Origin of the sequence: Pseudomonas sp. URIL14HWK12:I5 (genome assembly GCF_900176445.1) — a bacterium.
Taxonomy (GTDB): domain Bacteria; phylum Pseudomonadota; class Gammaproteobacteria; order Pseudomonadales; family Pseudomonadaceae; genus Aquipseudomonas; species Aquipseudomonas monteilii.
In genome coordinates this window covers 220,142-243,315 of record NZ_FWXQ01000005.1, presented here as the reverse complement: position 1 = coordinate 243,315, position 23,174 = coordinate 220,142, and the positions used below count along the sequence as shown (strand labels likewise).

The 23,174-nt window shown below is 61.0% G+C and carries 19 protein-coding genes and 1 pseudogene; 6 read left to right on the top strand and 14 right to left on the bottom strand.

Going from position 1 to position 23,174, the window contains the following annotated elements:
- Position 1 precedes the first annotated feature (1 nt).
- Together B9A31_RS13745 and B9A31_RS13740 are read left to right on the top strand one after the other, a co-directional pair.
- Positions 2–700, top strand: coding sequence for a lipopolysaccharide kinase InaA family protein (locus tag B9A31_RS13745; protein ID WP_016713590.1), 699 nt, complete (start codon positions 2–4; stop codon positions 698–700).
- Positions 700–930 carry a hypothetical protein gene (locus B9A31_RS13740; RefSeq protein ID WP_019098317.1) on the top strand — a complete coding sequence of 77 codons (231 nt, stop codon included), beginning with the start codon at positions 700–702 and terminating at the stop codon, positions 928–930. The genes B9A31_RS13745 and B9A31_RS13740 overlap by 1 nt, the downstream gene beginning before the upstream one ends.
- 80 nt (positions 931–1,010) lie before the next feature.
- On the opposite strand, the pseudogene B9A31_RS13735 reads toward B9A31_RS13740, so the two are convergent.
- The 12 genes and pseudogenes from B9A31_RS13735 to B9A31_RS13680 all read right to left on the bottom strand — a co-directional run bounded on the left by B9A31_RS13735 (position 1,011) and on the right by B9A31_RS13680 (position 17,961).
- A pseudogene (locus B9A31_RS13735) lies at positions 1,011–2,197 on the bottom strand (Bcr/CflA family efflux MFS transporter).
- Positions 2,194–2,877, bottom strand: a complete 684-nt coding sequence (locus tag B9A31_RS13730; RefSeq protein WP_084297073.1) for a diiron oxygenase — start codon at positions 2,875–2,877, stop codon at positions 2,194–2,196. Before B9A31_RS13730 ends, B9A31_RS13735 begins: the two are co-directional and overlap by 4 nt.
- A 22-nt stretch (positions 2,878–2,899) precedes the next feature.
- Complete coding sequence (locus tag B9A31_RS13725) at positions 2,900–3,940, bottom strand: SagB family peptide dehydrogenase (RefSeq protein ID WP_084297072.1); 1,041 nt, start codon at positions 3,938–3,940, stop codon at positions 2,900–2,902.
- A 519-nt stretch (positions 3,941–4,459) separates the two neighbouring features.
- Positions 4,460–7,504, bottom strand: a complete 3,045-nt coding sequence (locus tag B9A31_RS13720; protein WP_084297071.1) for a multidrug efflux RND transporter permease subunit — start codon at positions 7,502–7,504, stop codon at positions 4,460–4,462.
- Positions 7,505–7,514: 10 nt separating this feature from the next.
- Entirely contained in the window at positions 7,515–8,663 is a 1,149-nt protein-coding gene (locus B9A31_RS13715; protein ID WP_019099631.1) for an efflux RND transporter periplasmic adaptor subunit, read from the bottom strand.
- Between the two features lie 233 nt (positions 8,664–8,896).
- Positions 8,897–9,994, bottom strand: a complete 1,098-nt coding sequence (locus B9A31_RS13710) for a DUF1513 domain-containing protein (RefSeq protein ID WP_084297070.1) — start codon at positions 9,992–9,994, stop codon at positions 8,897–8,899.
- A 2-nt stretch (positions 9,995–9,996) separates the two neighbouring features.
- On the bottom strand, positions 9,997–11,061 hold the full coding sequence (locus tag B9A31_RS13705; RefSeq protein ID WP_016713598.1) for an imelysin family protein: 1,065 nt from the start codon (positions 11,059–11,061) through the stop codon (positions 9,997–9,999).
- A 20-nt stretch (positions 11,062–11,081) separates the two neighbouring features.
- Positions 11,082–12,509 (bottom strand): di-heme oxidoreductase family protein, encoded by a 1,428-nt coding sequence (locus tag B9A31_RS13700; RefSeq protein WP_019099629.1) that lies wholly within the window; start codon positions 12,507–12,509, stop codon positions 11,082–11,084.
- A gap of 162 nt (positions 12,510–12,671) precedes the next feature.
- A complete protein-coding gene (locus tag B9A31_RS13695) occupies positions 12,672–14,009 on the bottom strand; it encodes an imelysin family protein (RefSeq protein ID WP_019099628.1) in 1,338 nt (445 codons plus the stop codon).
- Positions 14,010–14,166: 157 nt separating this feature from the next.
- Positions 14,167–16,221 carry a putative bifunctional diguanylate cyclase/phosphodiesterase gene (locus B9A31_RS13690; protein WP_019099627.1) on the bottom strand — a complete coding sequence of 685 codons (2,055 nt, stop codon included), beginning with the start codon at positions 16,219–16,221 and terminating at the stop codon, positions 14,167–14,169.
- A 259-nt stretch (positions 16,222–16,480) separates the two neighbouring features.
- Positions 16,481–17,077 (bottom strand): superoxide dismutase, encoded by a 597-nt coding sequence (locus tag B9A31_RS13685; protein ID WP_012274023.1) that lies wholly within the window; start codon positions 17,075–17,077, stop codon positions 16,481–16,483.
- A 284-nt stretch (positions 17,078–17,361) separates the two neighbouring features.
- On the bottom strand, positions 17,362–17,961 hold the full coding sequence (locus B9A31_RS13680; RefSeq protein ID WP_019099626.1) for a LysE/ArgO family amino acid transporter: 600 nt from the start codon (positions 17,959–17,961) through the stop codon (positions 17,362–17,364).
- A gap of 100 nt (positions 17,962–18,061) precedes the next feature.
- Between B9A31_RS13680 and B9A31_RS13675 the strand changes: the two genes are divergently transcribed.
- The 3 genes from B9A31_RS13675 (at position 18,062) to B9A31_RS13665 (ending at position 20,953) form a co-directional block, all read left to right on the top strand.
- Positions 18,062–18,952, top strand: coding sequence for a LysR family transcriptional regulator ArgP (locus B9A31_RS13675; RefSeq protein WP_019099625.1), 891 nt, complete (start codon positions 18,062–18,064; stop codon positions 18,950–18,952).
- A gap of 49 nt (positions 18,953–19,001) precedes the next feature.
- Positions 19,002–19,997 (top strand): NAD-dependent epimerase/dehydratase family protein, encoded by a 996-nt coding sequence (locus tag B9A31_RS13670; protein ID WP_027615387.1) that lies wholly within the window; start codon positions 19,002–19,004, stop codon positions 19,995–19,997.
- Positions 19,998–20,083: 86 nt separating this feature from the next.
- Positions 20,084–20,953 (top strand): hypothetical protein, encoded by an 870-nt coding sequence (locus B9A31_RS13665; RefSeq protein ID WP_019099624.1) that lies wholly within the window; start codon positions 20,084–20,086, stop codon positions 20,951–20,953.
- Between the two features lie 67 nt (positions 20,954–21,020).
- Here B9A31_RS13665 and B9A31_RS13660 read toward each other — a convergent pair whose 3' ends face one another.
- Entirely contained in the window at positions 21,021–22,070 is a 1,050-nt protein-coding gene (locus tag B9A31_RS13660; protein WP_016713606.1) for an alkene reductase, read from the bottom strand.
- A 17-nt stretch (positions 22,071–22,087) separates the two neighbouring features.
- Positions 22,088–22,390: an ArsR/SmtB family transcription factor gene (locus tag B9A31_RS13655; protein WP_019099623.1), complete on the bottom strand. Its 303-nt coding sequence runs from the start codon at positions 22,388–22,390 to the stop codon at positions 22,088–22,090.
- 150 nt (positions 22,391–22,540) lie between these two features.
- Here B9A31_RS13655 and B9A31_RS13650 point away from each other — a divergent pair, with 150 nt between their 5' ends.
- Positions 22,541–23,125, top strand: coding sequence for an acyl carrier protein phosphodiesterase (locus B9A31_RS13650; RefSeq protein ID WP_019099622.1), 585 nt, complete (start codon positions 22,541–22,543; stop codon positions 23,123–23,125).
- Positions 23,126–23,174 lie beyond the last annotated feature (49 nt).

The window sequence follows — 23,174 nt, the reverse complement described above, 5'->3', positions numbered from 1 at the left end:
GATGGCTGTAGCCCAGAAAGGGGAGTCGCGGTTCGATTTTTACTGGCGCCAGCAGGGCGAGTGGGTCGAGGAGCCTAACCAGCGCCGCGGCGGCGAGAGTGGCGTGCAACGCCTCAATGATGCCAATGGCAAGCTGCTGTATGCCAAGCGCCAGGTCGGGCATATCTATCGCAGCCTTATGCACCCTTTTGGGCGACCAACCGTATTGCGTGAACTCGATGCACTGAACAGCTTCGAGCAACTGGGCGTTCGCGTCCCGCGCATCGTCTTTTGTGGTGCCGAGCGCGATGCCGACCACCAATGGCGTGCGCTGCTGGTGAGCGAAGCGCTGGACGGATTTGTCGAACTCGACACCTGGCATGCCGAAGGTGCCCGCGAGCGTTACCCGCAGGTGGTGCATGAGCGCATGCTCAAGGACCTGGCGGACAACCTGGCGCGCATGCACCTGGGGCACTGGCAGCACGGCTGCCTGTATGGCAAGCACGTATTCATCAAGGTGATCGGCGAAGGCGAGCAAGCGCGGGTCGAAGTCGCACTGCTGGACCTGGAAAAGTGCCGGCGGCGCATCAGCTGCCAGCGTGCGGCAGGCAACGACCTGCGCCAGCTGCGCCGCCATTCGTCGATCAATGACGCCGAATGGCAAACGCTGCTCTACTTTTACAAGATGGCGTTTGGCAGCGCTGTCAAAGGGTTAGAGTAATGAAACTAGAAATAGCTCGAGCTTTGTTCCTGGTAGCTGGCCTGGCGGTGACCACCGTGGCGGTGGCTGCCTGGGAAGAGCCGAGGCCGACTGTGTTCAGCAAGGCTGAGATGGCCGACCAGTGTGCACTGCCGCGGGAAGCGAAACCGCAGCAGGCACAGGTCGCGCCGGATCAGGATCTGTTGCTGTTCCTGTTCGGCCTGCGTCAAGGGTTGCGGCCATTTGGTTGAACCCTGCGTTAGCTAGAAAAGCCAGAGGCCTCGCGATTGCGGGGCCTCCGGCTTTTTTGTGTCTGCCTTTCCGGCAGAAGTCAGCAATGCTGCATGCTATTGGCCTTGAGCATAAGCAGCAGGCAACCGCTAAGCGCGCTGCTCAAGAAGAGAATTCCTAAGCTCATTGGAAGCAGGTGTTCGGCTGACGCGACCAAAGTGCCTGCAAGTCCACCGCCGGCAAATAGCAATGTAGTACTGAAGGACGCTGCTGCCCCTGCCTGCTGCGGATAACGGGCCAACGCCTGCGAAGTCGAGGCGGGTCGTACCATCGTTGTTCCTGCCGTGCATAAAATCATCGGTATCATGAGGCCTGCTACCGATAGCCCTGCTGCCCACTGCCAAATCAATAAAAGTGACCCCTGCGGTACCTATAAGCAGGAATCCCGTGCAGATTTGACCCTGCACACTGACGCGATTGTTCAAGAAGGTCGCGGTTGCACCACCGACGACATACGCCAGCCCATAGGCGATGAATACGACGGAAAACTGATACGGCGTGAGGCCAAGTTGATCCATCAGTACCAATGGTGCAATGACGATGAAGGCAAAATGGCAGGCGAACGCGAAAGTGGCCTGCAGGGAATAGGCTATATAGAGCGTGTCACGCAGCATGGGAAGATAGCTTCGAATGCCCGCATTACTGCTGTATAACGCAGGCGTTTCATGCAATAGTGCCCAGGTAAGAAATATGACAAAAGTAGCGATTAAAATAAATGCCGTAAAGCTGCCTTCCCAGCCGAATAATTGTTGGAGCGCAGCGCCCGCGATGGGTGAAATTGATATGAATAAACCACTTGCACTTGTTATTACGATGCGCATGATGTTGCGCTGCTTGCCGCTATAGAGGTCCTGTATCAGCGCCTGGCCCAGAACCAGACTTCCACAACCGGCGGCCTGTAGCAACCGGAATGCCATAAAGGTCATCATAGTCAGATGAAAGTAGGCAGCCGGTAGCCCCGGCAATGGATACAGCCAATCCACCGAGTAGCAACCGATTACGACCAATTCGATCTGACAGGGGGCCAATCACCAACTGCGCCACCGCTACGCCAAAGGCGAAGAAACTTACGGAGTAAGCTATTTGCTTTGGTTGTACTTGAAAGGCTTCTGCAAGCGCTGGGAATGAAGGGAGAATGACGTCCAGAGGGAAAACGCCTAGTAGGCATAAAAGAATCAGTAGCAATGGGCGAAGAATGGTGCTTTTTAAAGTTTTGGCCTGGTTCATGCTGGCAGTCCTGCTGCCCTGAATTGAATCGCATAGCGCTCATCTTTAAGTAGCTTGGTGCGTTTAATTGCCTTAAGCGTTATTTTGGAAGTTGCGGGTATTCGAAGCGTCCAGTTGGATGTTATGTCGTTGATAATGACTTTCGCAATGGATGGGTGCTTTTTGAAAATTGACTGTAAGAATGGCTCGTCGGGTTGGCAAAAAGCGAGGAGCGCTTTCAGTAAAGTAGGAACTAGATAATCCTTCTGAGAGATTGACAGCTGATGCCAGAGTTGTGCGAAACAGTCTGAGAAAAAAATGGCATGGCGCCCTTCATCATGAAGGTGGTCAATCAGCATGTTTGCTACAGGCGTGACAAGTGAATCGCGAGTCAAATTGTACAGTTCGTTGGTTATTATTGTTTCAGAAACAAAGGCGATGCAAAAGCGGGTAATCCCGTTGAGCGCTTGGGGGCAGTGGATGAGGTGGTAGGCGTGCAGTACTAGCAAATCTTTTTTTGAAAGCTGTTTGGCTGATTCATGGGCCAACGCTGGACTTAACGCCCTAGGAAACCACAGGTCGGGTTCGGACTGTGTAAAATCTTCTACGGAAAAATGGTAAACATAAGGGCGCGAGCGTACAGCACTCGTGATGTGCCAGCTTTTAAATACAGTACTGCTACGGGTTGTATTTTTTTCCATGCGTGTGTCTCGCGCCAGTACTTTACGATATCAGAGCCCTTAAGGAACGAGGTGTCGCATTTCCGTTGCTATAGCCACATGCGACGAAAAAAAGGACGTGTTCACTTGGGTTCTCGAACATGAGTAGAGGCTCGATGCTCGTTTCGTTTAATGCACCGGTGAGCCAAGTATTCATGCCCCTGTCGGTTGCGGCGAGTTGGAAGGTCTGTGCGGCATGACCAACTTCAATTAGTGCCATTCGATAGGCGCGCGAATGCTCGTATTTCCACCACAATTTGTCGAATCTGGAGCTCAAGAACAATCCAGCGGGTATGCCATTGGCGAAGTGCTGGCCCGATAATAAATCACCCAGGGCACAAGGCAGTGGGCTTCGCCAATGAAGCTCATGTCGCCGTGGGTCGTAGTAATAAATTCCGGCTTCCAGGCTGTCTACGTTGTTTACATATACATAGCCTTCAGTAGCGTTCAGCCCGCCTACTGAGGGGGTGGCGCGGCGTCTTGAGTATTCATTTTCTTCCTCTTTGACGTAATTGGTTCTGCTTCCAATAAAACCTAAGGTATGGTGTAGAATTTCGGCAAGATCAGCTAAGGAAATCGGTATTCGCTGGAAGTCTCTAACGGTTGCTCGGTTTTTGAATGCCTCGTCAACTGCAAATGTACTTCTTGGTATAGGCAGTGAAATGCCGCTTTCGCTGGTGCGGGTATTGTCAGGCTGTATATTCTTGTTTAGTACGGAGTTGCAGTGTTCAAGGTACTGCAGTGCCCACTCCTCCTCGCTTGAAGGGTGATTTTCTATAGGGATGTCTTTAGTTCCGTAATGGAATATTCTTGAGAGTACATCCCAGCCCCAGTCAGAATTGTCGTCAGCATCGTCCATGAAAACTTTGCAGCGTTTCAGGTCGGCGGTTAGGTCGTCATTTAACTCTTTGTGATCTTTCTCGTAAATGAGATGGATTAACCGGTCTGCGTGATCTCTGGATAACTCGTACTGCTTGTGGTTTTTGAAATCCCAGCAAATCAGGGAGTTATTCATGGCGATAAAGAAGCAATTTTTACTTATCATGCTCCCTCCTTTAACAACTGAAGGGCAGGCCGGCACTGCTCTTCAGTATTCATGGGTTAAGGCTTATTTGGTTTTTTGACCAAGTGCGCCATGTTCGCCAATTTGGTGCATTCCATCTTAATTGTTTTCATATTGTTCTCTCCATTTTGGTGTCGCTTCATTGCGACGTTTTTGATAATAGCGGTAAGTCCAAGATGTACAAGTCGAAGAGGGTGGCGAAAATTCTGATGGAGTTGTAGGGGTTTTTACCATGGCCACTTTAAGGAGCGGATTTGTTTCTCTGTAAGGCGTCTAGAATGCGGGTGCCCTAGCATCTCCATGCTGGCTGTTATCATGTGAATTAGATGCAGGAATTGCTCTGTCTTACCACTGATAACCAGCAAGATCAGGCGTGAATGGATGATGTGAGAGCCTGGGAGCGGTAATTTTTAGATTGTGTTGCGGAGCTGCGCTTTTCTATTGGGGATTTTGTATCTGGCTTTTCGGCCTCTTCGCGGGCGAGCCCGCGAAGAGGACGGATCAGGCTGCCGCAGGCTGCTTTGCCACCGCCTTGTGCGCCAACAAGGTGTAGATACAAGGCAGCACAAACAGGGTAAACAGCGTGCCAATCGACATCCCGGTGGCAATCACCGTACCGATGTCAAAACGGCTCACCGCCCCCGCACCGGTCGCCAGAATCAGCGGCACCATGCCGAACACCATCGCCGCCGTGGTCATCAGCACTGGCCGCAGTCGAATGGCCGCCGCTTCCTCGATGGCCTCACGCACGCTCAAGCCGCGCTCCGCACGCAACTGGTTGGCGAATTCGACGATCAGGATGCCGTGCTTGCTGATCAGCCCGATCAAGGTCACCAGCCCGACCTGGGTGTAGATGTTCATGCTCGAAATACCCAGGAACAGCGGCAGCAGCGCCCCGCAGATCGACAACGGCACCGTTACCAGAATCACCAGCGGGTCGCGGAAACTCTCGAACTGTGCAGCCAACACCAGGAAGATAATTGCCAGCGCCAGGCCAAAGGTGACCCACAGTGCGCTGCCTTCCTGCACGTACTGGCGTGCCACGCCGGCATAGTCGAAGGCGAAGCCTTCCGGGGCCTCTTCGCGGGCGATGTCCTGCACGGTTTTCAGCGCTTCGCCCAGGCTGACCATGGGCACGCCCTGGATGATCGCCGAGTTCAGCTGCTGGAACTGGTTGAGCTGGCGCGGGCGGGCGCGGTCGGTGAGGGTGATCAGGGTCGACAGCGGCAGCATCTGACCCTGGTCATTCTTCACGTAGTAGTTGTTCAGCCAGCCGGGGTTGTCGCGGTACGGCCGTTCGACCTGGGCAATCACCTTGTAGCTGCGGCCTTCGAGGGTGAAGCGGTTGATTTCCGCCTCGCCCAGCAGGGTGGCCAGGGTGCCGCCGAGGGTGTCCATCGATACCCCCATCTGCGCGGCCTTGGCCCGGTCGATGTCCACCACCACTTCGGGCTTGTCGAAGGCCAGGTCGATGTCGAGGAACGCGAACTTGCCGGATGCCTGCGCGCGGGCCTTGATGCGCTGCGCTACGTCCAGCAATGCCGGGTAGTCGCCAGCGGTGTTGATCACGAACTGGAACGGCAGGCCCTCGCCGGTGCCGGGCAGGGAGGGCAGGTTGAAGCCGAAGATCTGCAAGCCGCCGATTTCCTCAAGTTTGGCCTGCACCAGCGGCAACAGCTCCATCTGCGTGCGCTCGCGTTCGTTCCAGGGTTTGAGCAGGAAGCCGCCGATGCCGGTCTGCACGCCGTTGAACCCGTTGATCTGGAACGATGAGTAGTACTCGGGGAAGGTCTTGAACAAGGGGGTAAATTCGTCGGTGTAGGCGTTGAGGTAATCGAGGTTGGCCGGCTGCGGCGAGCTGCTCATCATGAAAATTACCCCCTGGTCCTCGTTGGGGGCGAGTTCGTTCTGGGTGAAGGTGAGCAGCACCGGTATCAGGCACAGGATGATCACGGCAAACACCAGCACCACCGGGCGGCTGTCGAGGGTGGCATGCAGCAAGCGCTGGTAGCGCACCTTCAGGCGTTCGAACAGCACGTCCAGGCGGTGGGCCAGGCCATTGGGATTCTGCTCTTGGCGAAGCAGCAGAGCGCACATCATCGGCGAAAGGGTGAGGGCGACGATGCCAGAGATGATGACCGCCCCGGCCAAGGTCAGGGCGAACTCCTTGAACAAGGCCCCGGTAAGCCCGGTGAGGAAGCCGATCGGTGCATACACGGCAGCCAGGGTGATGGTCATCGACACCACCGGCAGGGCGATTTCGCGGGCGCCCTCAAGGGCCGCATCGAATGGCGATTTGCCTTCTTCCATGTGCCGGTGGATGTTTTCCACCACGACAATGGCGTCGTCCACCACCAGGCCGATGGCCAGCACCATGGCCAGCAGGGTCAGCAGGTTGAGCGAGTAACCCATCATCTGCATGAAGAACAGCACGCCGATCATCGACAGCGGAATGGTCACCACCGGGATCAGCACCGAGCGCAAGGCACCGAGGAACAGGAACACCACCACGATGACGATCAGCACCGCCTCGCCAAGGGTCTTGATCACTTCGTCGATCGAGGCCTGGATGAACAGCGTGGCGTCGTAGGCAATCGACACTTTCAACGCCGAAGGTAACTGGCTCTCCAGCTCGGGCATGATGCGTCGCACTTCCTTGATCACGTCCAGCGGGTTGGCAGCGGGGGTGGCCTTGATACCGATGTACACCGACGGGGTGCCGTCGAACGAGCTGACCGTGTCGTAGTTTTCCGCACCCATCTCGACCCGCGCCACATCGCCCAGCAGCACGCGGCTGTCGCCGTTGGTCTTGACCGGCAGGGCGGCGAACGCCTCGGCCGACTTCAACTCGGTGCTGGCGTTGATGCTGGTGACCACGTATTCGCCCTTTACCTCGCCGGCAGCGGAGAGGAAGTTGTAGCGGCGCACGGCGTTGGTCACATCGGTGGCCGACAGGCCGAAACCGGCCAGTTTCACCGGGTCCAGCCACAGGCGCATGGCAAACACCTGGTTGCCGAGGATCTCCGCTTCGGCCATGCCCGGCAGGGTGGCCAGCTTGGGCTGGATGACCCGCGACAGGTAGTCGGTGATCTGCGGGTTGCTCATCTCCTTGCTGTAGAAACTGACGTACATCAGCGCCGAGGCGTCGGCGGCTTCCTTGCTGAGTACCGGGTCTTCGGAGTCCTGCGGCAGTTTGTTGCGCACTTCGTTGGCCTTGGCCAGCAGCTCGGTGAACAACCGGTCGCTGTCGGCGCCGATGCGCGCGTAGATGGAAATGATCGAGAAGTTCTGCCGGCTCACCGAGGTCATGTAGTCGATACCTTCGGCACTGGCCAGGCTCTGCTGCAACGGCTGGGTGATGTAGCCCTGGATGGTTTCGGCGTTGGCCCCGGGGTAGGCGGTGGTCACCGTGATCAGGGCGTTTTCCATTTGTGGGTACTGGCGGATCTGCAGTTTGTTCCAGGCCTGGAAACCCAGCAGCAGGATCAGCAGGCTGACCACACTGGCCAGCACCGGGCGGCGGATGAACGGGTCGGTGAACGCCATGCCTGCCTCCTCAGTCCTTGCCCGGCGCGCCCTGTTGGGGCTTGAGGGCTTTGTCCTGGCCGATGCGGATCGCGGCGCCCGGGGTGAGCTTGAGTTGCCCGGCGGTAACCACCTGCTCCCCGGCTTGCAGGCCCTTGCTGACCACCACCACGCCGTCGCGGCGCTCGCCGGTCTGGACGGTGCGTTGTTCAGCGACTAGCTGGGGTTGGCCCTTGTCGTCGTTTTCCAGCTTGCCGTCCTTGTCCTTCTTCGGCGTGGCGACGTAAACCGAGTTGCCATACAGGGTGTAGGTAATGGCGCTTTCCGGCACCACCACTTGTGGCTGTGGGTTAGGCAGCAGCACCAACAGGCTGGCGAACATGCCCGGCAGCAGTTTGCCGTCGGGGTTGGCCAGGGTGGCGCGCACCAGCAGGTTGCGCGTGGTTTCCTCGACCTTGGGGTTGATGGCGCTGAGGCTGGCGGGGAAGGTCTGGCCGGGGTAGGCGGCTACCTGCACCAGCACCTGCTGGCCCAGGCTCAACTGCGGCAGGGCCTGTTCCGGTACGTTGAAGTCGACGTACAGGCTGGATGTGTCCTGCAGGGTGGCAATCACCGTGCCGGCGGCCAGGTACTGGCCGATGTCCACCTGGCGGATGCCGATGGTGCCGCTGAACGGGGCGTTGATGCTTTTTTTGATCTTCTGCGCCTTGAGTTGCTCGACCACCGCCTGGTTGCGGCGGTACTGAGTGGTGAGGCGGTCGAACTCGCCGCGCGAGATGGCCGAGTCGCCGACCAGCTGGCTGCCGCGGCCGAAATCGACCTTGGCCAGGCCCAGGTCGGCCTGGGCGGTGCCAAGCAGAGCGGTTTCCTGGTCATCGTTGAGTTGCAGCAGTAACTGGCCGGCTTTGACCTGCTGCCCCGAGTCGAAGTGCAGGGCTTTGACGATGCCTTCCACCTCCAGGCTCAGCTCCACACCCTGCAGTGCCTTGAGACTGCCCACGGCGGGCAGGCGCGCTTGCCACTGGCGCTGTTCGGCCAAGGCTGCCGCAACGGTGATGGGCGGCTTGGGGGCAGTGAACACCTGGATCTGCTGGTAGATCGAGAACGCCTTGTAGCCCCCCAGGGCCAGCACGATCAGCAGAACCACGGCCAACATGATGAGCATGCGGCGGCGTAGCATAAGTCCGGTTCCTTGGATTTGGTTGTTATTCGTTTAGACACGACAACGGGCGATCCTGCCCACGTGTGGATGGGGGAAGTATTGACTGTTTTTGGTTTGAGGGGGAGTGAAATGCCTGTACCGGCCCTTTCGCGGCTAAAGCCGCTCCTACAGAGAGCGCGTAGTCATCGGATCGCGCGGTCAGTGTAGGAGCGGCTTTAGCCGCGAAGAGGCCGGTCCAGGCAACAGAGAAATCAGACGAGATGCAGGTGGTTGTCCCAGAAACCGGACGGCAGGTTCATCGGCTGCCCGACCAGCTCGGCCTTGGTGCAATCATAGAACCGGCAACGGCCCTGCCCGGAAGTAACGACAAAACCATCCTTCACCGCGCCAACCCCCGCGCAATCGGGCATCGGTGCATCCAGCCGCACCGCACCCGTGTCCAGGTCCCAGACAAACAGCCGGTTGGCCCGTGGCGCAGTCAGGGCCACCAGCCGCAGCTCGCTGTGGATCGCAACACTGGCGGTGTACTGGGCCATGGCCTGCAACTGCCGCTCCGGCACCGGGAAGGCCTTGAACGGCTCGCCCGGGCGCTTGATCGCCAACAGCTCGGCCGTTTCATCGGCATCACCCATGAACTGCTGGCAGGCGGCGATGGTGCCATCGCTGCCCACTGCCAGGTGACGCACGCTGTTCATCTGCTGGGCCAGGGTTTCCTTGCTCAGCAAGGTGCCGTCGCGCTGCATCAGCACAAGGCTCGGTTCCATGGCATTGAGGTTCATCTCCACCCGGCTTTCGGCTTCGGTACGAATGCCGCCGTTGGCCACGATCAGCGTCTCGCCGTCGGGCAGCCAGGCAACCTCGTGCGGGCCGATACCGTGGGTCGGGATTTCACCGGTGTGAACCAGGCGTTCGCCTTCAAAACGGTACACGCCCAGCACGCCACGCCCAGGGTCGGTAGTGTCGTTCTCGGTGGCATACAGCCATTCACCCCCTTTGTGCACCACGGCGTGGCCATAGAAGTGCCGGTTCGGCTGCGAGGTCACGGTTTGCAGCAGGCGCCCGTCGCGCAAATCGACCAGGTAGCTTTCGGTCCCGGGGCGGCGGGCGATGAACAGTGCGATCGGCTGCTCGGGGTGGTGGATGATGGCGTGGCAACGCTGGGCGACCTGGGTGCTGAACACCTGGGTGCCGTCCAGGCGAAAACCCACGGCATAGTGCTTGCCGTCGCCATCGTCACGCGCCGAAAGCAGCAGGGGTTCGCTGCCTTTGTTGCGGAACAGGCTCCAGCCGCCCAGGGTCAGGGCACTGAGCAAAACGCTACCGAGTTTGAGGGCCTGGCGTCGCAGCATGATCAGTCACCGTCGTTGGCATTGAAGCCCAGCTGAATGTTCAACGCCTTGGCCAGGTCGCCTTCGTGCAGGCGATGGACAGCGTTGAGGCTGTCGTAGATCTGGTTCAGGGTTTGCTGGCCAGCGTCGTCGGCCAGCAGCTCGCCCAGCGACTTCTGGTTGTCGGCCAGCAGTTTGAGCGAGGTAGCGTAGGCGGCGTCGATCTTGTCCGCCAGCGCTTTCTGATCGCTGGACAGCAAACCGCGCAGGCCTTGGTTGTCGACCCCGACCCAGACGGTTTCGGCCGCCTTGAGGGTGGCTTCCAGGCTCTTCAGCGAGGAGTGGCTGCGCCAGGCTTCGGCCTGCAACGGCTGCGGGATGCCCTTGCTCTGGCGGCCCATCGGCGCGCCTAGCTTCTTCTTCAGGGTATCCAGGGCGGTGACCTGGGAGCGCAGCAGGTCGGCGATCGCCTCGTGGGAGTCGGCGTAGCGCTGGTTGGGGAACTTGGTCATCTGCGACAGCATGCCGTCGGTGCTGTTCCAGCTCTTGAGGATATCCTCGGCCAGGACCTTCTGGTGTTCACCAATGGCCACCAGCAGCGGGCAGTAGCGGGCTTTCTGCTCGGCAGTGGCAATGTCCGGCTTGCTGTCGAACAGGATGTACTCGTAGGCCGACAGGCCGCGTACCACCACGCTGGCCTTGCCCAGGGAAGCGACGTCTACCGGCTTGTCGCCGTTGACCAGCTGCTCGACCTGGCGGCCGACCAGGTTCTTCTTGTCGGGCCAGAACTGTACCTGCCAGGCGCGGTTGCCTTCGGCCAGTGGGCCGACCAGCAGCGGTTGCAGCTCGGCCCAGGCCTTTTGCGCCTTGAGGAAGTCGGCACGGGCCTTTTCCAGGTCTTCCTTGCCTTCGCAGTAGGCCAGGGCGCTGGCGGCCAGCGTGCGGTCGGCTTCGACCCAGCGGCTGTAAGTGGGCAGGATGACCTGCTTGGCGATGGCAGCGGAGGTGACGGCTTGCGGGTCCTGCGGCGAGCAGGCGCCGAGGGCGAGTGCAGCGAGGCTGGTGAACAACAGTTTGGGTCGGAACATGCCCGGCTCCTTAGCGCGTTTTAAAGTGAATTCAGGAACGCCAGCAGCGCAGTGCGTTGCTCGGCATTGAACGTGAGTACGAAGTTGCGTGCCGCCTCGGCTTCGCCCCCGTGCCAGAGCACGGCTTCCAGCAGGTCACGGGCGCGGCCGTCGTGCAGGAACTGGCTGTGGCCGCTGACCGTTTCGCTCAGGCCGATGCCCCACAGGGGCGGGGTACGCCAGTCCTGGCCGTTGGCGGCGAACTCGGTGCGCTCATCGGCCAGGCCTGGGCCCATGTCGTGTAGCAGCAGGTCGCTGTAGGGGCGGATGACCTGGTTGGCCAACTCTGGCTCGGCAGCATCGGCAGCGGTGGTGAACTGCGGTGTATGGCAACCCTGGCAGCCGGCCTGGTAGAACAGGTTCTTGCCTGCCAGCACCTGCGGCGAGCCGACGTCGCGGCGGGCTGGCACCGCCAGGTTGCGGGTGTAGAAGGTGACCAGGCGCAGGATATTGTCGCTGACTTCCTTTTCGCCATTGGCGCCGTCGCCATTGGGCGCGGCGAGGCAGTCGGTTTGTGCCGGGGTGCAATCGTCTTTGGGCTGCAAGGTGCTGGTCAGGCCCATGTCGCCGGCAAAGGCGTGCACGTTCTGCTGGTTGACGTTGGGCTGCCCGGCTTTCCAGCCGAAGCGGCCGACCACGGTCTTGCCCAGGGCGTCGTCCCACACGCGGTTGGCCCGCCCGCGGATGCCGTCGCGGTTGTGGTCATCGGGGTCTTCGTTGGCCAGCAAGTCGGCTTCGGGGATGGCTTCGAGCAGGCCCAGGCCGATCATTGGCGGCGCCACCCGCGCCGAAAAGCGCGTGTCGGGGTGCATGACGCCGTAGCCGAGCTGGCTGATCTGCAGGGTCGGCTTGCGCAGTTCGACCTGATGGCCGTCCTTGAACGACACGGTTTCGCGGGTGTAGCTCACCCGTACCTTGCCTTCGGGGGCCACACCGGGGATGGCCATGTCCTGCAGCTGAGTGCCGTACACCGGCTCAGGCACCACGCCCAGGCGCTCGATGACCTTGGCCAGATAGGGCTGGTCGGGGATCGACAGGCGCACCAACATGCCCACCGCGTTGCTATTGCCCGGCTCTGGCGGGTGGCCGCGGCCATCGCGCACATGGCAGTTCTGGCAGGCGTTGGTGTTGAACAGCGGGCCCAAGCCGTCGCGGGCGGTGGTGGTGGAAGGGGCGATCACCCAGGGGTTGCGGAAGAAACTGTTGCCCACGGCGAAGTCCACGCGACGTTCGGCTGGGAGGTTGGCCGAGGGCAGGGAATAGGCGTTGCGGTCAGTCCGCTGCACGGTTGCCTTGCCGCCCGACAATGCTTCGCCGGGTTCGGCCTGGGTGAACCGCGGGGCGTCGTCACAGGCAGAGAGGGCGAGGACCAGCATCAGCGGGGAGAGTCGGGACAGCGACGAGGACATGCAAAATCCTGGGCGTGGACGAAAAACCGGCGTGCAAGCTTAGCAAAGTGGGGGTGTTTGAATAAGAGCAATTTGCAATTGCTGGATGAAATCGGTGTCAGAGGGCCATAAGCAAAAAAGGCGACCCGAAGGACGCCTCTTTTCAGAACCGCTACCGCAAGATCAGAATTCGTGATCTGCAGTGTCCGGGTTCAGGTTGGCAATACCCAGCTTGCCAGCCGCCTGCTCGATTGCACCGGTCTGCTTGACCAGTGCGGCGATCGCGTCACGCACGATCTGGTTGCCGGCAGCGTTGTCGGCCGCGATCAGCTGGTCGTAGTGCTCGCCTTTGAGGGCGTGGTCGACCATTACCTGGATCTTGGCTTCGGTGGCTTCCAGGTCGGCCTTGAGGGTGGCGTCGGCGGCCGGGTCGACCTTGGCTACCAGCGACGACAGGCTTGGGCCGGTCACCTTGGTACCGTCCGGACGGGTGTACTCGCCCAGGTAGACGTTGCGGATACCCTTGGCGTCGTAGAAGTGCGAGTAGTGGGTGTTGTCGCTGAAGCAGTCCTGCTCGTCTTCCGGCGAGTTGGCTTCCAGCGAAACCTTCATGCGCTCGCCCGCCAGTTCGCCCAGCGACAGGCTGCCCATGCCGAACAGCATCTTGCGCAGGCCGTCGTTGACAGGCTCCGCTTCCAGCTTGGCGCGGTAGTTGTCGGCGACGTTCGGCGCCCAGTTGCCGACCATTTCTTCAAGGTCGGTAACCAGCAGTTGGGTAACGGCTTTCAGGTAGGCACGGCGGCGCTCGTTGTGGCCACCGGTGGCGCCCTGGCCTTCCAGGTAGTCGGATGCCGGGCGGTTGCCAGCGCCTGGGCCGGTGCCGTTCAGGTCCTGGCCCCAGAGCAGGAATTCGATGGCGTGATAGCCCGTGGCAACGTTGGCCTCGGAGCCGGCCAGTTCGTTCAGGCTGGCCAGTTTCTCTGGGGTAATGTCCTTGACGTCGACCTTCTCCTCGCCAACCTGGATCTCGGTGTTGGCGATGATGTTGGCGCCGGCGGCCGGGTTGCCCAGGGCATGCTCGTAGCTCTTGTCGACATAGTCGATCAGGCCTTCGTCCAGGGGCCAGGCGTTCACCTGGCCTTCCCAGTCGTCGATGATGGTGTTGCCGAAGCGGAAGGCTTCGGATTGCAGGTACGGAACGCGCGCGGCGAACCAGGCTTGCTTGGCGGCTTTCAGGGTTTCGTCGTTGGGCTTGGCCAGGAACGCGTCCACTGCAGTCTGCAGGGTTTTGGCGGTGCTCAGCGAGTCGCTGTACACAGCATGAACCATTTCGGCGTAATGCTTGACCACGGCTTTGCCGGCGGCTTCGTCGACAGCCCCGGGCGCGGCAGCGGTGGTGCTGGCGGCAGCAGGTGCCTGGGCTTGCGGCGCGGCGGCTTTGTCGTCCTTGCCTTCACCGCAGCCGGCGAGAGCGATGGCAATGGCCAGCAGACTGGCGGAGGCCAGAGGCATTCGAATCATTGTTGGTTTTCCTGCATCGTGTGGTTGGACCAAGGGGTGGACCGTGCGCCGTGGCACGCGAAACCGCAACATCATGCGAAAGATTTGCATTTGCTGTAAAGAGGCGGCGTGCAATTCATGTAAATGGCGGTCACGGCGTGTAACCGGGCAGGCGTACTCAGAACATCGAAACCTGGTGACGCTGCGCCTGCTTCAGGAAACTGGTCAGCTCGCGGGCCGACAGCGGCTTGCTGTAGTGGTAGCCCTGGCCCTCGTGGCAGCCCTGGGCAACGATGTAGGTTTCCTGCTCGGCGGTTTCCACGCCTTCGGCGATCACCTGCATGCCCAGGCTCTTGCCCAGCTGGATGATGGCGCGAACGATGGTGGCGTCGTCATCGTCGTCGAGGAGGTCCTGGACGAAGCTCTTGTCGATCTTGATCTTGTCCAGCGGCAGCGATTTCAGGTAACTGAGCGACGAATAGCCGGTGCCGAAGTCGTCGATGGCAATCAGTGCCCCGGAACGGCGCAGGCTCAGCAGATGCTGGGCAGCGGTGCTGATGTCTTCCATCAGGCCGGTTTCGGTGACTTCCAGCTCCAGGCTGCGCGGTGGCAGGCGATAAGCCTGCAGCAGGTTGTTGACCACCCGTGGCAGCTCGCTGTGGTGCAGCTGTACGGTCGACAGGTTGACCGCCATGCGCAGCTCACTGAAGCCCTGGTCGTGCCATTCGCGCAGTTGCCGGCAGGCTTGGTCCAGTACCCATTCGCCGATGCTGATGATGCTGCCGTTTTGCTCGGCCAACGGGATGAACTGGTCGGGCGGCACCATGCCCAGCTCCGGGTGCTGCCAGCGCAGCAGCGCTTCCACGCCGACCACGCGGTGGTCGCGGTAGCTGATTTGTGGCTGATAAACCAGGTACAGCTGGTTGCGTGGCAGGGCTTCGCGCAGGTCTTTTTCCAGCTCGCGGCGGCGGCGCATCTCGCTGTCGACGCTGGCAATGTAGAACTGGTAGCGGTTGCGCGAACGGGCCTTGGCCAAGGTCATGGTCTGTTCGGCTTTTTGCAGGAGTTTCTCCGTGCTGTCGCCGTCTTCGGGGAACAGGGTAATGCCGATGGTGGCGCGCAGACGGATCTGCTGGTGGTGGTCGAGGTCGAACGGCACTTCCAGGTCGTCGAGGATGCTTTGCGCCAGTTCGGCTGCCTCGTAGGGCTGCTCGATATTGGCTTGCACCAGGGCAAACTGGTCACCGCCCAGTCGCGCCAGGGCCCCCAGCCGGCCACTGTGGGCGCGCAGGCGGTCAGCCAGGGCCAGCAGCAACTGGTCGCCCACCTGGTAGCTGAATTGCTCGTTGATGCCCTTGAAATCGTCAAGGCCCACGCACAACACCGCCACACGGTGCTGCAGGCGACCGCCGTCGACGAGAATCTTGTCCAGTTGCTGCTGCAGTTGCTGGCGGTTGGGCAGGCCGGTGAGGAAATCGTACTGGGCCATGCGTTGCAGGCTGTTTTCGGCCTCGTGGCGCAGGTGGGTGTTGCGCTCGATCGAAGCCAGCAACTGGTTGGCGGTGTTGACCCACAGGCCCAGTTCGTTCTTCTCGTGGCCCTTGAGCAGCGGTATCTGGTGCTGACTGGGGCGGTCGGGGTTGATTTGGGTGAGGTGCTCGATGATCTTGGACAGCGGCTTGGTCAGCAGCCAGTGGTACACCAGGTACAGCACCAGGCCCATGGCCAAGGCCCGCAACACGCCGGAAATGAAGATGATTACCGCATTGATCAGGAAGTCTTCGCCGTAGGACGATGTGTCGAGGGTGATGCTGAGGTCGCCGTAGTATTCGCTGTAAGGGCCACGGCCGACCAGTTGTGTGGTGTAGGTGCGTTCCTGGCCGAGGATAAGATCGGTCAGCCAGCGCATGGACATGTCCTGCAGCGGGCGCGACTTTTCGGCCAGCATGGTTTCGTTGGGGTGCCCGATGGAGGCCATACGCACCGATTCGTCCTGGAACAGGCCTTCCATCACTTGCATGCCCATTTCGCGGTCGAGGCTGTACACCGCCTGGGTGGAAGGGTCACGGAACATGTCGAGGATGCGCTGGGCATCGTTGTTAACGGCCTGGCGGGTCTTGTAGGTGTCGTAGACGATTTGCGCACAGCTGAGCACAACGCCGACTGCCAGCGCCGACAGCAGCACGACCCTGAGCAACTTGACCGACAAGCTGTTCCGCAATTCCAGCTTCAATGGGGTTTCCTTAATCCATGCGCATGGCATCATTTTGCCATCAACGATGACGATACACTATCGGCCGATCATGAGCAGTGTATCGGTTGCCTGACCCCGCAACTTGAATGCGCTGTGTGAATCTTCCAGAGGTTTGATGTTAGCGCGCTATGCGGGCTGAGCAAGCAAAACCGTGTTGGCGTTCGTGGGCGCGGGAGGCCGGTACTGGCATAAAAAAACCCGGCACAGGGCCGGGTCTTCATGTTCAGGGCTGAATGACTCAGGCCTTGAAGGTCTTGCCTTCGAACTGTTCGGCAACGAAGGCCCAGTTGACCAGGTTCCAGAACGCCTCGACGTACTTCGGACGCAGGTTGCGGTAGTCGATGTAGTAGGCGTGTTCCCAGACGTCGCAGGTCAGCAGCGGGGTGTCGCCGCTGGTCAGCGGGCAACCGGCGCCGATGGTGCTGGCCAGGGCCAGGGAACCGTCAGCTTTCTTCACCAGCCAGCCCCAGCCGGAACCGAAGGTACCAACCGAAGTCTTGGTGAACTCTTCCTTGAACTTGTCGAAGGACCCGAAAGCGGCGTTGATGGCGTCAGCCAGGGCACCGGTCGGTTGACCACCGGCGTTTGGCGCCAGGCAGTTCCAGTAGAAGGTGTGGTTCCAGACCTGAGCGGCGTTGTTGAAGATGCCGCCCGAAGAGGTCTTGACGATCTCTTCCAGGGTCTTGCCTTCGAATTCGGTGCCTGGGACCAGGTTGTTCAGGTTCACGACATAGGTGTTGTGGTGCTTGTCGTGGTGAAACTCCAGGGTTTCCTTGGAGATGTGCGGCTGCAGGGCATCGTGGGCGTACGGCAGCGGCGGCAATTCAAAAGCCATGGTGGATCTCCTGATTCAGGTCTAGTTCGCGGTTTGCGCAGGGCCGATCACGGGCGGCCCTATGTACGTCGGCGAGTTTGTACTCTTTGCGACGCAAGGGCCCGATCATAGCACCAGCCCCGGCGCATAACCACGCAACAAACATAGGGAATAGAGGTTCCAGAGCGGTTGGGGTGTGCCGACCGGTGGTGTTCGGCTTACCCCTTGTGGCGCCTGGCAGATCGAGCGCCGCCCGCGCGGCGCTCGATCTGCCAGGCGCTAGAAATGTTGTGACAAGCCCAGGGTCAGTTGAAGATCAACTGCGCCGCCACCGCGAACATCATCACCGCCACCATCAAATCGAGCATGCGCCAGGTTGCCGGCCGTGCCAGCCACGGTGCCAGCCAGGCTGCGCCGATGGCCAGGGTGGAGAACCACAGCAGCGAAGCACTGGCCGCGCCCGCCACGTAGGCACCGGGGGCGGTCTGCTGGGCGCCCAGCGAGCCGATCAGCAACACCGTGTCGAGGTACACGTGCGGGTTCAGCAGCGTCACTGCCAGGGCGCTGAGCAGCACTGCGCGGCGTGAGCGCATGCCTTGGCCTTCCTGGTGCTGCAGGCTCTGCTTGGAGCAGGCGCTGCGCAGTGCCTTGGCGCCGTACCAGATCAGGAACACCGCACCGCCCCAGCGCGCGACCGCGAGCAAGGTCGGGTTGTGCGCCAGTACCGTGGCCAGGCCAAACACACCGGCAGCCACCAGAATGGCGTCACAGACGATGCACAGCGCCGCCACGGGCAAGTGATGTTCCCGGCGCAGGCTCTGGGCGAGGACGAAGGCGTTCTGAGCGCCGATGGCCATGATCAGGCCGAAGGCCACCAGCATGCCGTTGAGATAGCTTTGCCACATGATGGGGCTCTCCGGAAAGGTCATAAAAGATGCTGGCTATTGTGATGACCGGCGCTGTATAAGAAAAACAAATAAAGCTGATAAGGCATTAGAGAAATCGATGTTCGACTACAAGCTGCTGGCCGCCCTCGCGGCGGTGATCGAACAGGGGGGGTTCGAGCGTGCGGCGCAAGTGCTCGGCTTGTCGCAGTCGGCCATTTCCCAGCGTATCAAGCTGCTGGAGGCGCGCGTCGGCCAGCCGGTGCTGGTGCGTGCCACGCCGCCAGGCCCGACCGAGGTAGGCCGCCAGTTGCTCAACCATGTGCAGCAGGTGCGCCTGCTTGAACGTGACTTGCAGCGCCAGGTGCCGGCGCTGGACGAAGAGGGTATGCCGGAGCGCCTGCGCATCGCCCTCAACGCCGACAGCCTGGCCACTTGGTGGGCCGGCGCGGTGGGGGATTTCTGCGCACAGCAGAACGTTTTGACCGACTTGGTGGTAGAGGACCAGGAAGTGGGCCTCAAACGTATGCGTGCCGGCGAAGTGGCGGCCTGCCTGTGTGGTAGTGAGCGCCCGGTAGCGGGGGCACGCAGCCAGCCACTGGGCGCCATGCGCTACCGGGCACTGGCTAGCCCCGGGTTCATGGCGCGGCATTTTCCCCAGGGTTTTGTCGCCAGCCGCCTGGCCCGTACCCCGGCGATCGTGTATGGCCCGGACGACTTCCTGCAGCATCGCTACCTGGCATCGCTGGGCATCGAGGACGGTTTTCTGCATCACCTGTGCCCGTCCTCCGAAGGCTTCCTGCGCATGACCGAGGCCGGCCTGGGCTGGGGACTGGTGCCCGAATTGCAGGCCCGGGAGCAACTGGCCAGCGGGCAGTTGGTGGAAATCTGCCGCGATACCCCTATCGATGTGCCGCTGTACTGGCATCATTGGCGCAATGGCGGGCAATTGCTCGCGCAACTGACCGACCACCTGCGGTACACCGCACTGCAATGGCTGGTGCCCTTGTAGCCACGGCTGGCGTCAGTTGCATCTGAAATCTGGCAAGACGGAGTCTTACATGCGAATTCTGGTCACCGGCGCGAGCGGCTTCATCGGCGGGCGCTTTGCGCGCTTTGCCCTGGAGCAGGGCCTGGACGTGCGGGTCAGCGGCCGCCGCGCCGAAGGGGTCGAGCACCTGGTCAAGCGCGGCGCCCAGTTCATCCCTGGCGACCTGGGCGATGCCGAGCTGGCCCGTCGCTTGTGCCAGGGCGTCGAGGCCGTGGTGCACTGCGCTGGCGCGGTGGGCAGCTGGGGGCGCTACCAGGACTTCTACCAAGGCAACGTGGTGGTTACCGAGAACGTGGTTGAGGGCTGCTTGAAGGAGCATGTCAGGCGCCTGGTGCACCTGTCGTCGCCGTCGATCTATTTCAATGGCCGTTCGCGCCTGGATGTCCGTGAAGACCAGGTACCGCGCCGCTTCCACGACCATTACGGGCAAACCAAGCACCTGGCCGAGCAGAAAGTATTCGGCGCGCAGGAGTTTGGCCTGGAAGTGCTGGCGCTGCGCCCGCGCTTCGTCACGGGCGCCGGTGATGCCAGCATTTTCCCGAAGCTGATGCAAATGCAGCGCAAAGGCCGCGTGGCAATCATCGGCAATGGCCTGAACAAAGTTGACTTCACCAGTGTGCACAACCTTAACGAGGCGCTGCTCAGCGCCTTGTTCGCCGACGATAGGGCGCTGGGCCAGGCCTATAACATCAGCAACGGCCAGCCGCTGCCGCTGTGGGATGTGGTCAACTACGTGATGCGCCAGATGCAGCTGCCGCAGGTTACCCGCTACCGTTCCTACGGCCTGGCCTACAGCCTGGCCGCGCTGAACGAGGCGGCCTGCATGCTGTGGCCAGGTCGCCCGCAACCGACCTTGTCGCGCCTGGGGATGCAGGTGATGAGCCGCGATTTCACCCTGGATATCAGCCGCGCCCGGCAGTATCTGGAGTACCAGCCCAAGGTCAGCCTGTGGACAGCGCTGGATGAATTCTGTGGCTGGTGGAAGCACCTGCCGCCGGGGCAGTGAAGCGCAGGGCTGACAATGGTCATCAATGCGCCGCGTTGGCGGTTTATACTCGTGCCTCTTTGCGACTAACGCGGTTGAATGTATCCATGCGTAACCATGCTCACGATGACTACGATGACGTGCCTACCTTGCGTGCGGGCACCGTTGATGATGACGAACTGATGCCGGCGCATGTCGTGCGCAGCCGCCAGAAGGCCGCGCGCGGGCCAAGCACGGCGCCGTTGTGGGCGTTGCTCGGTGCTTCGTTCATCGCCTTGGTAGGCCTGGGTTGGTGGAGCTTCCAGCAGATCTCCTTGATGGAGCAGCAACTGGTGGCGACCCAGGAAAGTTTTGCCCGCATCAGTGAAGAAGCGGCAGGGCGCCTGCAGGCGATCAGCGGCAAGGTGGATGCCAGCGAGTCTGGCGCTACCACCAGCAGCGAGGCATTGAAGCTTCAACTGCGCCAGTTGCAGAAAGGTGTGGCCGGGCAGACCGGTGACCTGGGCAAACGCCTGGAACAGGTGCTGGCCGATACCCGGGAACAGCAGAAGGCTGTGACCGAGCTGCAAAGCCAGTTGCAGGCACAGTTGAAGCTGGTGAATGGCGAACTGGCCGCGCTGCGTTCGGGCCAGGTGGATGGGGGCAAGCTGGATGCCCAGTTCAAGGGGCTGAACGAGCAGGTTGCCGCGCTGAAAGCCGCGCAGGTGGATGGCGGCAAGCTGGATGTGCAGCTCAAGAGCCTGGGCAGCGATATAGCGGCGCTGAAGAAGCAGGGGAACCCGAGCGCTGCCATTCAAGGCCTGGAGCAGGACATGCTGGTGCTCAAGAGCCAGATCGACAACCGCCCGGCTGCGGCGACGTCCGGTGGTGCTTCGGTGCAGGAGTTCGATGCCTTCCGAGCTCAGATGACCCGGAACCTGAATACCTTGCAGAGTCAGATTCAGAACCTGCAACAGCAGATCAACGCCCGGCAGTGACACCGCAGGGGAGGGCGTTGCCCTCCATTCGCGGCACAGGGCCGCAAAGCGGCCCCGGCAATCTCGATTACAACCGCGGGTAATCGATGTACCCCACCGGGCCCCTGCCATAGAAGGTCTCGGGTCGCGCCTCGTTCAGTGGCGCATCCGCCGCCAGCCGCGCCGGCAAATCAGGGTTGGCGATGAACGGCACGCCAAACGCCACAGCATCGGCCTTGCCGCTGGCCAGCGCCGCATTGGCACTGGCTTTGTCAAACCGCTCATTGACGATGTACGGGCCGCCAAACGCTTCCTTGATCAGTGGACCAATGCTGTCATCGGCTTCCTTTTCCCGCGAGCAGATAAAGGCAATGCCACGCTTGCCCAGTTCACGGGCCACGTAGGTAAAGGTTTCGGCGCGATCGGCATCGCCCATGTCGTGCGCATCGGCACGCGGTGCCAGGTGCACGCCCACGCGGTTCGCGCCCCACACTTCAATGGCTGCATCGGTCACTTCCAGTAGCAGGCGTGCACGGTTTTCCAGCGAGCCGCCATAGCGGTCAGTGCGCTGGTTGGTGCTGCTTTGCAGGAACTGGTCGAGCAGGTAACCGTTGGCGCCGTGGATTTCTACACCATCAAAGCCAGCCGCCTTGGCATTCTCGGCACCGCTGCGGTAAGCCTCGACGATGTCGATGATTTCTTCGGTTTCCAGCGCGCGTGGGGTGGGGTAGTCACTCAACGGGCGCACCAGGCTTACATGCCCCTTGGGCTGGATCGCGCTGGGGGCCACCGGCAGCTCGCCGTTCAGGTAGCTGGGGTGGGAGATACGGCCAACGTGCCACAGTTGCAGGAAGATGCGTCCGCCTGCGGCATGCACAGCCTTGGTGACGTTGTTCCAGCCACGTACCTGCTCGTCGTTCCAGATACCGGGGGTATCCGGGTAGCCGACACCCATGGCACTGACCGACGTCGCCTCGCTGAGGATCAGCCCGGCGCTGGCGCGCTGCACGTAGTATTCGGCCATCAGCGCATTGGGCACGCGGCCTTCGTCGGCACGGCAGCGGGTGAGTGGGGCCATGATGATGCGGTTGGGCAGTTGCAGGTCGCCCAGGGTGATCGGATCGAAAAGCGTGGTCATAGCGGTTACCTGCTTTGTCAAAGTGCTTGGCGCAGTTGTTCGAGGAACGCCTCGATGGTGGCTTCGTCGCGTTTGAAGAAGTGCCATTGGCCGATCTTCTGGCTGCGGATCAGCCCGGCGCGCTGCAAGGTGGCCAGGTGGGCAGAGACGGTCGACTGCGACAGGCCGCAGCGTTGGTCGATCTGCCCGGCACACACACCGTTTTCGGTGCTGTGGTGCTGGTCGGGGAACTGCGTTGCCGGGTCTTTCAGCCAGCTGAGGATTTCTCGCCTGACCGGGTGGGCCAGCGCTTTTATGATTTCGTCGAGATCGAGAGGCATGGGTTGAGGCTCGTTGTAGCGGTATATCGCGATGGAGCGAAATGTAAATCGTCCGTTCCCGATATACAAATATGAAGAGGTTCTGAGCTGAGCACGAATCGCTATATCGCGTTATGACGATATAGGCGCAAGCGGTGCTAGACTGCGCGCATGAACTACCTTGCGCACCTGCACCTGGGCGGCCCGGCGCCGCAACAACTGCTTGGCAGCCTATATGGCGACTTTGTCAAAGGCTCGCTGGAAGGGCGCTTCCCGCCTGCGCTGGAAGCGGCCATACGGTTGCACCGGCATATCGACAGCTACACCGATCAGCACCCGTTGGTGCTGGCTGCACTGGCGCGCTTTGCGCGCGAGCGGCGGCGCTTTGCGGGCATTGTGCTGGACGTGTTTTTTGATCATTGCCTGGCGCGGCATTGGCAGGACTATGCCGAGCAGCCGCTGGCGCAGTTCACCGGGGATTTTTATCGGGTGTTGTTGGCGGAGCCCGAGCTGCCGGGGCGGCTGGCACGGATTGCGCCGTTCATGGCGGCGGATGACTGGCTGGGGGCGTATGGCGAGTTTGCCACGCTGGAGCAGGTGTTCAACGGCATTGCCCGGAGACTGTCCCGGCCGGAAGGGATGGCCGGTGTGATGGGGGAGCTGGAACGGTTGTATGAGCCGCTGATGGCGGACTTCCGGGAGTTTTACCCGCAGTTGCAGGCGTTTGCGGCGGCGGGGCGGATGTCTGACAGTTAGTTTTGTATTGGTAGTGCCGGCCTCTTCGCGGGTTTACCCGCGAAAGGGC